The organism is Flavobacterium sp. (assembly GCF_030146175.1).
Lineage (GTDB): Bacteria > Bacteroidota > Bacteroidia > Flavobacteriales > Flavobacteriaceae > Flavobacterium.
The window spans coordinates 17,478-31,383 of the sequence record NZ_JASLCE010000104.1 but is presented as its reverse complement, the minus strand read 5'-3'; the positions used below and the strand labels follow the sequence as shown (position 1 = coordinate 31,383).

General features: G+C 40.4%; 14 protein-coding genes. 12 read left to right on the top strand and 2 right to left on the bottom strand.

All coding sequences use genetic code 11. The features are described 5' to 3' along the window. The 10 genes from Q1R07_RS11910 (at position 1) to Q1R07_RS11865 (ending at position 10,262) form a co-directional block, all read left to right on the top strand. Positions 1-597 carry an HPP family protein gene (locus Q1R07_RS11910; RefSeq protein ID WP_300490430.1) on the top strand — a complete coding sequence of 199 codons (597 nt, stop codon included), beginning with the start codon at positions 1-3 and terminating at the stop codon, positions 595-597. A 129-nt stretch (positions 598-726) separates the two neighbouring features. After that, a complete protein-coding gene (locus tag Q1R07_RS11905; protein WP_300490427.1) occupies positions 727-1,161 on the top strand; it encodes a hypothetical protein in 435 nt (144 codons plus the stop codon). A 46-nt stretch (positions 1,162-1,207) separates the two neighbouring features. Beyond that, positions 1,208-1,597 (top strand): VOC family protein, encoded by a 390-nt coding sequence (locus Q1R07_RS11900; protein ID WP_300490423.1) that lies wholly within the window; start codon positions 1,208-1,210, stop codon positions 1,595-1,597. Between the two features lie 148 nt (positions 1,598-1,745). Beyond that, on the top strand, positions 1,746-2,291 hold the full coding sequence (locus Q1R07_RS11895; protein WP_300490420.1) for a hypothetical protein: 546 nt from the start codon (positions 1,746-1,748) through the stop codon (positions 2,289-2,291). Between the two features lie 98 nt (positions 2,292-2,389). Next, on the top strand, positions 2,390-3,448 hold the full coding sequence (locus tag Q1R07_RS11890; protein ID WP_300490418.1) for a nucleoid-associated protein: 1,059 nt from the start codon (positions 2,390-2,392) through the stop codon (positions 3,446-3,448). Between the two features lie 222 nt (positions 3,449-3,670). Next, positions 3,671-5,527, top strand: a complete 1,857-nt coding sequence (locus Q1R07_RS11885; RefSeq protein ID WP_300490415.1) for a hypothetical protein — start codon at positions 3,671-3,673, stop codon at positions 5,525-5,527. Between the two features lie 67 nt (positions 5,528-5,594). Continuing rightward, a complete protein-coding gene (locus Q1R07_RS11880) occupies positions 5,595-6,491 on the top strand; it encodes an ATP-binding cassette domain-containing protein (RefSeq protein ID WP_300490412.1) in 897 nt (298 codons plus the stop codon). A gap of 25 nt (positions 6,492-6,516) precedes the next feature. Then, positions 6,517-7,356, top strand: a complete 840-nt coding sequence (locus Q1R07_RS11875; RefSeq protein ID WP_300490409.1) for an ABC transporter permease — start codon at positions 6,517-6,519, stop codon at positions 7,354-7,356. 16 nt (positions 7,357-7,372) lie between these two features. Next, complete coding sequence (locus Q1R07_RS11870) at positions 7,373-9,652, top strand: choice-of-anchor L domain-containing protein (protein ID WP_300490407.1); 2,280 nt, start codon at positions 7,373-7,375, stop codon at positions 9,650-9,652. Positions 9,653-9,710: 58 nt separating this feature from the next. Next, positions 9,711-10,262: a GNAT family N-acetyltransferase gene (locus tag Q1R07_RS11865; RefSeq protein ID WP_300490404.1), complete on the top strand. Its 552-nt coding sequence runs from the start codon at positions 9,711-9,713 to the stop codon at positions 10,260-10,262. Between the two features lie 102 nt (positions 10,263-10,364). Here the strand turns inward: Q1R07_RS11865 and Q1R07_RS11860 are convergent, their stop codons facing one another. Then, positions 10,365-11,888 carry a S8/S53 family peptidase gene (locus Q1R07_RS11860; protein WP_300490402.1) on the bottom strand — a complete coding sequence of 508 codons (1,524 nt, stop codon included), beginning with the start codon at positions 11,886-11,888 and terminating at the stop codon, positions 10,365-10,367. Between the two features lie 167 nt (positions 11,889-12,055). Here Q1R07_RS11860 and Q1R07_RS11855 point away from each other — a divergent pair, with 167 nt between their 5' ends. Continuing rightward, positions 12,056-12,538 carry a phosphoglycerate mutase family protein gene (locus Q1R07_RS11855; protein WP_300490399.1) on the top strand — a complete coding sequence of 161 codons (483 nt, stop codon included), beginning with the start codon at positions 12,056-12,058 and terminating at the stop codon, positions 12,536-12,538. Between the two features lie 58 nt (positions 12,539-12,596). Here Q1R07_RS11855 and Q1R07_RS11850 read toward each other — a convergent pair whose 3' ends face one another. Further along, positions 12,597-13,292 (bottom strand): OmpW family outer membrane protein, encoded by a 696-nt coding sequence (locus Q1R07_RS11850; protein ID WP_300490396.1) that lies wholly within the window; start codon positions 13,290-13,292, stop codon positions 12,597-12,599. 149 nt (positions 13,293-13,441) lie between these two features. Between Q1R07_RS11850 and smpB the strand changes: the two genes are divergently transcribed. Continuing rightward, entirely contained in the window at positions 13,442-13,894 is a 453-nt protein-coding gene (gene smpB, locus Q1R07_RS11845; RefSeq protein ID WP_300490393.1) for an SsrA-binding protein SmpB, read from the top strand. The last annotated feature ends 12 nt before the right edge of the window (positions 13,895-13,906 follow it).

Genomic DNA, 13,906 nt, shown 5'->3' with positions numbered 1-13,906 from the left:
ATGCCTACCCCTAAAATAAAACGCAATTATCGTAAAGCCCGTTATGTGCTTTACAAAGAAACACTAATCGATTATAAAGAACATTTCTGGGCTTTCCTTGGATCGTTGGTTGGATTGGGAATTATCTCCTACCTGCAATACGGTTTGTTTACGCCTCAGGATTATACCTTCCTGATCGGTTCTTTTGGCGCGTCGTGCGTACTGGTTTACGGCGTGATTCAGAGTCCGCTGGCACAACCGCGCAATCTCGTAGGTGGCCATCTTATTTCGGCACTGATCGGTGTTACCATACAAAAACTAATTCCGGATATTCTATGGATTTCGGCTCCTTTGGCGGTTTCGCTGTCGATTGTGCTGATGCAGATCACCAAAACCTTGCATCCACCGGGAGGTGCCACAGCATTGATCGCGGTAACCGGTTCGCCTCAGATCAAAGAACTGGGTTACGGGTATGTGATTTCTCCGGTATTAACCGGGGCACTGATACTACTGGCAGTGGCCCTCATCTTTAACAATATGACTTCCAACCGACAGTATCCTACGCATCCAAAGTTTACTCATTTTAAGAAAAGTATCATCAGTCGGTTAAAACCTTAAACTAACAAAGTGCTGCTAAAAGTGCGAATTAATAACAAAATGATATCAATATTTTAATTACTCTTAAAATATTATAATTATAAAATTAATTTTCTTAGTATTGCAAAACAATATTAACTACCTTAAACTATGAAATACTTTAAATCTTTATTAGTGATCGTTGCATTATTCGCATTAAACACGATTTCAGCACAGTCCGTTACCGATAAATGGCCGGAAATGAAAAATTTTCAGGATTTATTAACCAAAGTATCCCGTGAGACTCAGAAAGGGAATTTCGCTCCGCTTAAAGGAAATGGAGAATATCTGGTAAAATATGCAGTAGCAATTGATGCCAATAAATTTCCGGAGCATGTAACCCGAACTTCAGGTTTAACAGAAAAGGTAGAAACACTACACAACGAAACCAAAGACTTAAATGACATCATTAACAGTAACGGTTCTAATGATGCGATTTTAAAAGCACTTACCAAAGTAAACAATTCGTTCGAAACGGTATTAAATACAGTAAACGGAACTGCAAAGGCTAAAAGTGCCGCTCCAGCTCCAAAAGCTAAAAAATAATTTACAGAAGCCTGGTTCACACCAGGCTTTTTCTTTTCTCTATTCCATGTTATCGCTTAACAAAATCCACCATATTGCCGTTATCTGTTCGGACTATACTGTTTCCAAACATTTTTATACCGAAATTTTAGGATTAACCGTCCTTCAGGAAGTATACCGAAGCGAACGCCAATCGTATAAACTGGATTTGGCTATAAACGGAAATTATTGCCTCGAACTTTTTTCTTTTCCCGATCCGCCGCAACGCCCTTCCCGACCGGAAGCTGCCGGATTGCGCCACCTGGCATTTGAAGTCGACGATATTGTCGCCACACAGCAGTATCTTTCCGAACGTAAAATCGAAACCGAAACCATTCGTGTGGATGAATATACCGGAAAACGCTTTTTCTTTATCGCCGATCCGGACGATCTTCCGATCGAATTCTACGAAAAATAAATGTTTCTTACCCAAAACAGTAGCTGCTCAAAAATGCACTTAACACACTATAATCAAACACCTTACAAAACTTCGTCAAAAAATTATCAACACTAATTGGAATCAAAAGTATTAACCGTAACTTTGGCTTTTTAAAATAAATAAGGTTATGGTTTATAAATTTAGAGTTATACTCGACGCCGAAGAAGACATTTTCAGGGACATTGCCATTCTTGAAGACGATTCTCTGGAGGATTTACACAATGCTATCGTAAACGCTTTTGGCTTTGACGGAATGGAGATCGCTTCATTTTACACTTGTGATGACGAATGGACACAAGAAGACGAAATCCCGTTGTTTGATACCGGTGACGTTCCGGGCGAACAAAGAACCATGGCTGATTACCCGCTTTCTTCCATTCTGGATGAAGACAGTACTAAAATCATCTATGTATACGATTTCCTAAACATGTGGACCTTTTTCGTAGAATTGGCCGCTGTAGAAGAACCTGAAAACGGGGTAACCTATCCGGATCTGATGTTTGCGCATGGTGAATTACCTGTAGACGCGCCAACCAAAGATTTCAACAGTCCTATTGTATCGAGCGACGATATGTACGGGGAGTTTGAAGACGATTTTGACGAGGAAGATCTTGACATGTTCGACGGAGACGACAGTTTTAACGATTACGGTTTTGAAGAAAACTGGAACTAAAAATCGCTTTAAAAATACAACCACATCATTAATATATCCGGCATAAAAAATCCGACTAAAAAACAGTCGGATTTTTTTGCCACAGCAATTATAACACCATGATAAACTTATTTAATACCCACATCGACAACCTTTCTATCCACAGAGTAGGAAATAAAAGCCGTAGCGAGGCTATCTTTCTTTCGGACACACCTTACGGTCTGAATGATGAGATTATGCCTTTATTAAAAGAGTATTTTTTCAAACCTTTCCGCGAAAAAGAGGAAAATTACTTTCAGTTTGCACACGATGTGGATTTGGATTATAACGAAATGTACAATTTCTCAAATGAGATTTTTGCTAACCCGGGAAGCATTCATGATGTTTCTAAAAAGATAACCAAACACCTTTTTGAGCAATCCAACCATCCGCATATCAAAAACGGAGAGGTATATGTAACCTATCTGACCAATGTTTCGATCGATAATAATGTGGTGGATGCGATCGGAATTTTTAAAAGTGAGTTAAAAGCCGATTTCCTTCAGTTTGAAGAAAAAGGTTCGACATTGGAAATGATTTTGCAACAGGGAATCAACCTGAACAAACTGGACAAAGGTTGTTTGATCTTTAACTATAAAAAAGAAGAAGGTTATAAAATTTTAACGATCGACAGTAACCGTTATGATGCGCGTTACTGGTTGGAGCATTTCCTATCGGTGGATGCGTTTCAGGATGAAAACTTTATGACTAAAAAATACCTGAAATTCTGCCAGGATTTTGCAAAAGAAGTTGTTTTACCGGCCGAAGACAAAAAAGAAGAGGTAATGTTTATGAACCGTTCGGTAAATTATTTTGCTAAAAACGACGAGTTCGAAGAAACCAACTTCCTAAACGAGGTAATCGACAATCCGGATTTGATTTCCGAATTTAAAAACTATAAAGTTGACAAAGGCGAAAAATACAGTATTGAAGACCTGACCAACTTCCCGATTGCCAATGCGGCCGTTTCGGATGCCCGTAAAAAAATGAAGAACATCATCGAACTGGATACCAACATTCAGATCAAACTGGACTTTATTAACCCGGAAAGTGCCGAAAAATTCGTAGAAAAAGGCTGGGACGAAGAAAAACAGATGTATTACTACTTAGTATACTTCAACAAAGAGCAAAAAAGCTAATACACGACAAAGCGGCTGTTTCAAAAATGAACAGCCGCTTTTTTTTATGTAATACTACACCTGACAGGTTTTAAAAACCTGTCAGGTGTAACTATTCCAATATCCCTTGTAAAAGACAAAAAGGGACTTCCCTGTTTTTTTTATTCCACAAGATAACAACATTCGTTTTTTTCCGTTCATTAACGTATCTTTATAACATCAAGTACCGATTATTACCGATAAATGTTACAAAAAATTGCTGCTTTTCTGGTTGTATTTCTCGTTCTCGCATCACATGGATATGCGCAGGACAACAAAACCAAAGCCGATTCGTCAAAAGTCATTTATCAGGATATCGAAAAGTTTTCCAAAAAGAAGAAATTTACCAGTTTTATTCACCGGCTTATTTTCAGGCCAACCCGTAGTGTAACCACTCCAAAAAAGGAAATTAAAAACGCTCCGCCACCCAAAGCGGCTTCCTATTTACTGTTTGAAGGAAAAGTAATCCGTAACATCAAAATCGAAACACTGGATCCGTTTGGTTATTCCGTTACCGATGAAAATGAGGCGCCGCGAAAATGGATCGAACGTTTTGGAAACCGGATTCATATACGTACCAAAAACTGGACGGTGCGCAACCTGTTACTTTTTAAGCAAAACGAAACAGTCGATTCACTCAAAATGCGGGAATCGGAACGTCTGATCCGTCGCCAGCGTTATGTGCGCAGCGTGGTCGTAAAACCCGTTCCCACCACAAGCCCCGACTCGGTCGACGTGGTAATCCGCGTACTCGATTCCTGGAGTTTTGTACCAACCGGAGCCATTTCCAGTTCGCAAAGCAATCTGGAGTTAACCGAACGAAATTTTCTGGGATTGGGACATGAGTTCGAAAATAATTTCAAGCAACGTTTTTCCGATAATAAAAGTGCCTATAGTGCGAAATATACGATTCCAAACATCCGGAATACCTATATCAATACGACACTTCGCTACGAATACGGACTGGAAGACGATTATATTAAAGGTTTTGCCGTAGAACGCGGGTTCTTTTCGCCCTTAACCCGATGGGCCGGCGGCTATGGTTTTGAACAAAACTTCCATAAAGAAGAATTTAAAGACGGTACTTTAGATGATGAGGGCAATCCGAACATGGTTTCCCAAAACTTTAAAGCCGAAGGACAAAATATCTGGGCAGGTCATGCGTTCCGTATTTTTAAAGGACGTTCGGAAGACAACCGGGTAACCAATCTGGTCACCACCGCCCGTTATTACAACCTGAAGTTTATCGAAAAACCTTCCGTACAATACGATTCGATCAATTACTATTCCAACACCCAATTGTATCTGGCCAGTGTCGGAATTACCACCCGTAGTTTCGTTCAGGAACGATTTTTATTTAACTACGGTATTATCGAAGACGTTCCGGTGGGGCGTGTGTACTCGATTACCGCGGGGATTCATCATAAAAACCAATTAAAACGCCTGTATTTGGGTGGCCGACTGTCATCCGGCGATTATTATAATTTCGGTTTTCTAGGAACTACCGTCGAATGGGGTGCTTATTTTAACGGTGCGTCTACCGAACAAACGGTATTTCGTTTTGAACTTAATTATTTCACCAAGCTTATTGAACTCGGTAGTTGGAAATTCCGTCAGTTTATAAAACCCGAACTAATCATCGGTAGTCATCGTTTGCCTACGGAACGGGATTTATTAACCTTATCCGGCACTAATGGTATTCAGGGTTTTGATAGCGTCGATCTCTATGGTAGTCGGAGATGGCAGTTTACGGTTCAAACACAATCGTATATGCCGGGAAGTTGGTACGGTTTCCGTTTTAGTCCGTTTGCCAACTTTTCATTTGGTATGTTAGGCGATGAAAACCATCTGTTTTCCACCCGACTCTATTCCAAATTCGGTTTAGGGGTACTGATCAGTAACGATTACCTCGTTTTTAACAGCTTCCAATTGTCGTTTGCCTTCTATCCTACGATTCCCGGAAACGGAGATAATATTTTTAAGACAAATTCCTTTAAAAACACCGATTTCGGTTTGCAAAATTTCCAGATGGGGAATCCTAGTGTGGTGCCGTATCAATAATTTTATTTTTGTCGTAACAAATCGGTTGGTGGTTCGTCATATATTTTATCAATCAAAAAAATATACTTTGGAAACAATCCTTACTATTCAAAACTTAGATAAAAAGTTCGGAAATGTACATGCCGTAAAAAATGTGTCTTTCGAGATCAAAAAAGGAAATGTATATGGCATTTTAGGTCCGAACGGTAGTGGAAAATCCACTACATTGGGTATTATCCTGAATGTGGTTAACAAAACCGCTGGAAATTACACCTGGTTCGACGGCAAACTGGACACGCATCATGCGCTGAAAAAAGTCGGTGCCATTATCGAACGGCCTAATTTTTATCCGTATTTAACCGCTGAACAAAACCTAAAACTGGTTTGCAAAATCAAAGGCGTTTCGTATGATAAAGTAAAGGAAAAACTGGAAGTTGTAGGTCTTTACGAACGAAAAGACAGCAAATTCAGAACCTTTTCATTAGGAATGAAACAACGTCTGGCTATTGCATCGGCACTTTTAAACGATCCTGAAATCCTGATTCTGGACGAACCCACTAATGGATTGGATCCACAGGGAATCCGTCAGATTCGTGATATCATCCGACATATTGCCTCAATGGGTACAACAATTCTACTGGCTTCACACTTATTGGACGAAGTAGAAAAAGTATGTTCGCACGTGGTCGTACTTCGCAAAGGCGAAATCCTATATACCGGTACCGTTGACGGTATTATTTCGAACGAAGGCTTCTTTGAACTGCAATCGGACAATCACGAAATCCTAAAATCGACGCTTACAAACCTTAGCGCTATTGATAAAATTGAAGAGGAAGAAGGCAAATTGCTGGTCTATCTCAATGCACCATTGGAAGCTTCGGAGCTCAATCGTTTCCTGTTTCAGCACAATATTGTCCTGAATCATCTGGTAAAACGCAAACACAGTCTCGAAGAACAGTTTTTACAATTAACCAGCAAGCACTAATTCTCATCAATCACAATCGCATATTATGAAACGTCTTTTAGAAATCGAACTTCAAAAACTATGGAAAAACAGAGCCAGTAAAGTCCTGATTCTTTCCTATTTTATTTTATTATCATTTATTGCCTTAATCGCAGCCATCAAATTCGAGTTTGGAAACTTCAGACTCCATATTGCCGAACAGGGAATTTTTAATTTTCCATTTATCTGGCATTTTAACACCTGGATTGCGTCCATTTTTAAACTTTTCCTAGCCATTGTAATCGTTTCCATGATGGCGAACGAATACAGCTACGGCACATTAAAACAAAACCTTATCGATGGTTTGAGCAAAAAAGAATTTATTCAGTCCAAATTCCTGACGGTATTACTATTTGCTTTTGGATCGACTGTTTTTGTATTTATAATGTCACTTATTTTAGGCTATAGTTATTCGTCCTATAATGAACTCGGCATTGTTTTTTCCGATCTGGAATATCTATTCGCCTATTTTATAAAACTAACCGCTTTCTTCTCGTTCTGTTTGTTATTGGGTATACTCGTAAAACGTTCGGCTTTTGCACTTGGTTTCCTTTTATTATGGAGTATTTTAGAAGCGATTGCCATCGGATTAATGCGTTGGAAGTTTTTTAAAGACACCGATGTTTACCAACAGGTAAGTCAGTTTTTTCCTCTGGAATCGATGAGTAATCTGATTAAAGAGCCTTTTACCCGTCTTTCGGTTATTAAAAACCTAAGCAGCACAATCAGCGGACAGGACATGGCAAAAGACTACAGTGTTCATTTTGGTGACCTAACAATCGTGCTTGTCTGGACCGTTATTTTTATGTTAATATCGTATAAAATTCTAAAAAAACGAGATTTGTAGTATCTTTGCAGGCATTATGCAGGTACAGATCTCCCGTTTTTTTACAGCAATAGTATTGTTGTTTTCCACAACAATATGGGCACAATACATACAGGTAACCGAGAATTATACAGATGATCAACTCGTTCTTGATAAACTATTTAACAGTTCCTGTGCACAGGTTTCCAATATTGCGATCAATGGATACACTTTTTCGGATGGCGCCAAAAGTTACGGCTACTTCCAGGGTTACAACGGTTTTCCTTTTAACGACGGTGTGATCATCACCACCGGAAAAGCGATATCGGCAGTAGGTCCGAATTCCTCAATTTTGAGTGAAGGCCCGGCCAGCTGGCTCGGCGATCCGGATCTGGAACAAGCCATTAACGAACACAACACGATTAATGCCACCGTTTTAGAGTTCGACTTTGTACCGATTTCCAATAAAATGAGCTTTGACTACGTCTTTGCATCCGAACAATACTTAACCAATCCGAGTGCCAATCAATGTAATTACTCGGATGGTTTTGCTTTTTTATTACGGGAAGCGACTACGCCACAATACCAAAATCTGGCCGTAGTTCCGGGTACCAATATCCCGGTTAAAGTAACCACCGTTCGCGGACCGGGAACTATTTGTCCGCAGGCGAATCCGCAGTATTTTGGTGGATTTAACGATGTAAACAGCCCGACCAATTACAACGGTCAGACACAAACCTTACGAGCAGAAGCAACCGTAACACCGGGTGTGACCTATCATATTAAAATGGTTATTGCCGATCAGGGGAACCAATATTACGATTCGGCTATTTTCTTAAAAGGCGGTAGTTTTAATATTGCAACCGATTTAGGTCCGGACCGACTTATTGCTACCGGAAATCCATTATGTCCCGGAAGCAGCTATCCGCTGGATGCGACAGTAACGGGTACTAATGTTACCTATCAGTGGTTTGATGCTACTGGAGCTATTACCGGTGCTACCAATCCGATTTATAACGTAACCGCTCCGGGAACCTATCGCGTGGAAACCACGATTACTTCGGCTGGCGGAAGTTGTACATCGAGTAGCGAAGTGACTATCGAACATGCTCCGGTAACGGCAAATGACGCTACTTTAATACAATGTGCGGCTCCAAGCGGACCAACAAAGTTTAACCTGACACTTGCCAATCCTACCATTACCGCTGGCGGTACCAATCTTAGTGTGGCTTTCTATCCGACTTTAGCCAACGCACAGGCACAAACCAATCTGATTACCAATCCCGACGATTATCAATATAACAGTGCCACTACCGTTACAGCCCGTGTTGAAAACCAATACGGTTGTGTGGATTATGCTACGGTAACGCTACAGGTTGTAAACAATACGATTACCCCTATTGGTCCGCAAAGCGAATGTGATAACGATGGCGACGGTAAAGCCAATTTTGATCTGAATGCAATGACTGCGATGTTTACCGGCCTACCGGCAGGTGCTACGGTACAGTATTTTGCATCGGCGAATGACGCCCTTTTATTAGTTAACCCGCTCAATTCTCCTTATAACACAACCAGTACCACCATTTATGCCCGCGTGGTAAACGGTTCCGATTGTTACGGTATTGCTCCCGTTTCGCTGGTTGTGAATAATTTTAACGGTTCGAATATTCAGGACGAAACCAAAACAATTTGTCCGAACACCATACTGTCACTTTATGCACCGGCTGGATTTATTTACGAATGGAATAACGATTCTACACAAACCGCTCAGCATATTACCGTGAATCAGGCGGGTACGTATAGCGTAAAAATCACCAATTCCGACGGTTGTTTTGTGACCAAAACCTTTACCGTAGTGGCTTCGGCACCGGCTACCATCCTATCGGTTGCGGTAGATGATTTTCAATCCGGACAAAACAGTGCTACTGTCAATTACCAGGGAATCGGCGATTACGAATTTTCTATCGACGGCGTTCATTTCCAATCATCCCCTACTTTTACCAATTTGGATTCCGGTGAATATACCGTTACGGTAAAAGACAAAAAAGAATGCGGCATCACGACTAAAACCTTTTTCGTTTTGGATTATCCGCGCTTTTTCACCCCTAACGGTGATGGCTATAACGACGTATGGCGTATTCCGTACCTCAACCGTTATCCAACCGCACAGGTGGCTATTTTTGACCGCTACGGAAAACTGCTTTACTTTTTTAAAGGAAACGGCAGTGGCTGGAATGGAAAATACAACGGCCGCGACCTGCCTTCGACCGATTATTGGTTTACTGTAACGTTTGACAGCGGACGAGTTATTAAAGGACATTTTTCAATGTTGCGATAAAATCGTTTTTTGAATCGAAAGTTTTTATACTTTTATTTCGATTTTAAATTCTGATACTATGCTCCATTTGAATTTTTCCCCATTTCCGATTCTGGAAACCGATCGCCTGCGATTGCGTCAAATTGTTGAAACGGATGCCGAACAGATGTTCCAACTTCGTTCCAATCCCGAAACCATGCAATATATCCCGCGTGAGTTACCCAAAACAATCGATGATGCCATTGCGCATATCAATTATATGAATGACCTACGGTTGAATAACGAATGTGTAAACTGGGGTATTACCTTTAAAGACGAAGACATCATAGTGGGTCTTATTGGTTATTTCCGACCAAAGCCGGAAAATCACCGTGCCGAAATTGGTTATATGTTGTCACCCGATTATCACGGAAAAGGAATTATGCAGGAAGCTTTGGTAAGAGCTATCGATTATGGTTTTAACGAAATGAAACTACATTCCATCGAAGCGATTACCGCTCCGGAAAATTTTGCTTCCTGGAAACTACTGGAAAAAAACAATTTTATCCGCGAAGGGCATTTTAAAGAAGATACTTACTGGAACGGTCAATATCTGGATAGTTATGTTTATTCTTTGATCAATAAAAAATAAAAAGTCCTGACCCGTTTTTAAAAACGGGTCAGGACTAAAAAAACACAAATAAAAAAGGGTTGCCCGATGAAGGCAACCCTTTTTTATTTGATCATATTATAATTATTGTACCGCTAATTGTGCATTGATGTTTCCGTGTCCGAAATCTGCATTTTTAGTTGGATAGAACGTCGATGACTGTTTCATTTTGGTCAACACCTGATCGCGTGTCCAACCTGGGTTTTTAGCCCAAACCAAAGCCGCGATACCCGCTGTTGTAGCCGTTGCTACCGACGATCCGCCTACATAATTGGCCGCGTTATTATAGTAGCTTAATACCGGTACGTTGTTATTCGTTCCGGCGCGTTCCATTACGATCGTAAAGTCGATTTTACCTCCTTTATGACACACATCACATTCCTGGAAGGTCGTTCCTTCCTTAACACCGGTTACAGCAACCGCCTCGCTCATCGAAGCCGGGAAGATCACACCTGCGAAGTTGGTAAAACTGGTAGACGTTCCACCGGCGCAGAAAATCAGTTTTCCTTTGCTATAGGCATATTTTACACCGTCTTCAATTTTTCCAACTGAAATGATATGCCCCATCGACATCGAAATGATTTTAACATTGTTGTTATTTCCTAAAGCGGTAAAGGCCAACTTAACCCCTTCCTGCTCGTGATAACCGTCCAAAACCACATTCGAAGCCGCTCTATACGTAATCAGACTGGCATTATAGGCCACACCCACCGGTAATCCGCTGTTGTTTCTTGGCGCCGTTGCCACCGATGCCATACTCGTTCCGTGTCCGCATTGATCATCCGGGCCGTCAAATCCTGAAGACCATGGCCAGATCGAATCGACATAAACACCAAAACGTTGTACCGTTCTGCCAGACGAAGATCCAGAGTTAAAACTGGTTCCCATCAGGCTTTGTTGCGGCGATAATCCGGTGTCGACAACTCCAATGGTGATCCCGCTTCCGGTACTGTAATTCCAGGCACCCGGGATATTGTGTTTGTAAAAATTCCACGGCACACGCGCATTCGGTGTTACCGTTGTATAATCGGCTGTCGCAATGGTAGCCGATGAAAAACCACACCCCGAACTCGAACTTACTTCCGGTCCATAAACCGGACGTGCCTCGACAGTATCGAAATAACGGTAATCGGCCGGTTCGATATAACGAATATGTTGTTCTTTTAATAAGGCTTCCAATGTTTCGCGCTTTTTAATAACCACATCCATAAGGTTTAGATCATTGTCTTCTTTAAAGATCACTTCTTTTTCGGATCCTTTTTCGGATTCCAGAATGATGTTTTTTAAACGGGCTTTAATCTCACTTCCTTTTCCGGATTTGTGACTGTCGAAATCATCGGCATTCACACCATACCCGATGGTAACAGTGTTATTCCCGCGGATAATTGCACTCCACAACATTTGGTAGCCGCCATCTTTCCAATGAAACGATCCTTTTTCATTGCTAATTTGATCAATACGGGAATTGATCGCGGCTTTAGACAGGGTATCCTTTCGAAACAATTCTTGTCCGGACTGGTTTTCACCCGGATTGCGATCTTCATCTTTAGAACAGGCCGAAAAAAGCACTACACTCAGCAGTGCCACTACAACATAATTTTTTTTCATTATTTATCTGTTTTTGGGATTACATTTTCTAAAAATAACAATATTTTTAACACAAAAACAAAATTTTTATAACAAAAATATTTAAAACAAACAATAAAAAACAACAAAACCCTTACCACTACTGGTTTTATAAAATAATGTTACCTTTAAGCACTAAAGATCAAAAAATGAAAAATTTACTATTTATTTTTACCCTGATCATGACACAGGCACTCCACGCACAAGAAGTTACGACCTCCTATTTTTTAATTCGTCATGCCGAAAAAGCCGATTCGTCAAAAGATACCAATTTGTCTGAAAAAGGCCTGGAACGCGCCGCAAAATGGGATCGGGCTTTACAAAATATTACTTTTGATGCGGTGTATTGTACCGTATACAAACGCACACAACAAACAGCTCAGCCAACTGCTAACCGGAATCATAAAGATATAATCGTATACAACCATAAAGACCTCGATATTCTGAAGTTTAAAAAGGAAACGCTGGGAAAAAATGTGCTTATCGTTGGCCATAGTAATTCCATACCCGGTTTTGTCAACGCGCTGATTGGTCAACCGAAATACCAAGAAATTGACGAAAGTGTATTTGGAAATCTATACCTCGTAGTCGTTAAAGGCGATAGTGTTACCGATTACCTGTTACAGTTTTAAAAAAGAAAAAGGTTGCCTGCTGGCAACCTTTCTTATCAAAAAACCACTAAACCATGTATTAGAATTTCATTCCAACCCCTAACCCTAATAACCATGGATTTATTTTAACATCTGCCGGGATACTTAAGCCATCGGCTAAATTGGAAGCATCCACTGTAACATCTGTTTTTAAGAATAATCGTTTTACATCGGCATTGATAAAGAACTTATCGGTCACCATAAGGTCAAAACCAGCCTGAACCGCATAGCCTAATGCATTGTCATATTTTACATCTTTAACCGTATTTCCGGCTTTAACATCATAAAAGATGGTATAGTTTAATCCGGCACCTACATACGGTTTGAATACTTTTTCGTTCATCGGATAAAAATGGTACTGCGCCATCAATGTCGGTGGTAATAAACGTACAGAACCCAGATCGACATTCGCTTTTGACGGCCCGCCAACAGCTGAGATATCAGAACCTACCGTATGTACATCGTGTTTGGATGTTCCTAAAATCAATTCCACAGCGAAATTTTTAGTAAAGAAATACGAGAAATCCAGTTCCGGAATAATCGTATTCGAAATGGAAACATCACCACCTATGGTACTGATATCGGCACTTTCATTTGGTACCACACCTACACCACGTACGCGAACCTGCCATCTTTTAAAATCTTCGGTTTTATATTTTGTATTGATTTCCTGAGCCTGCGTTACACCCGTACCGAACATCAATACTATTGCTGCTAATAAAGTTATTTTTTTCATGTTTAATTTTGGTTAAGTATTACAAGGCAAAAGTAGCCGCATAATAACCGGTAAAAACTGATAAAAATCATAGTCCATAAACTTTTTCATTAGTAATTGGAATCACAAAATTTTTACGATTCGCTTTTTGTTCTTACATTTGCCGTCCTATGCTAAAAACAGTTAACATACTTAACAAGAGAGCGAAATTCGATTATGAAATACTCGAAAAGTATACCGCCGGAATCGTATTAACCGGAACGGAAATCAAATCGATCCGTTTGGGAAAAGCCTCTATAGCCGAGAGTTTCTGTGAATTTCACGGTCATGAACTGTTTGTGATCAATTCGCATGTCGAAGAATACCTATACGGCACGCATTACAACCATAAAGCCAAAAGCGAGCGTAAGTTACTGCTAAACAAAAAAGAGCTGAAAAGTCTTTTAAAAAGCATGCAAAACAAAGGACTTACCATTATTCCGCTTCGTTTGTTTACCAACGAAAAAGGACTGGCAAAACTGGATATCGCGCTTTGCCGTGGTAAGAAAAACTTCGACAAACGGGAGACTATAAAAGACCGGGATAACAAACGGGATTTAGACCGAATCAAAAAAGTACACTAAATTATCGCTTAA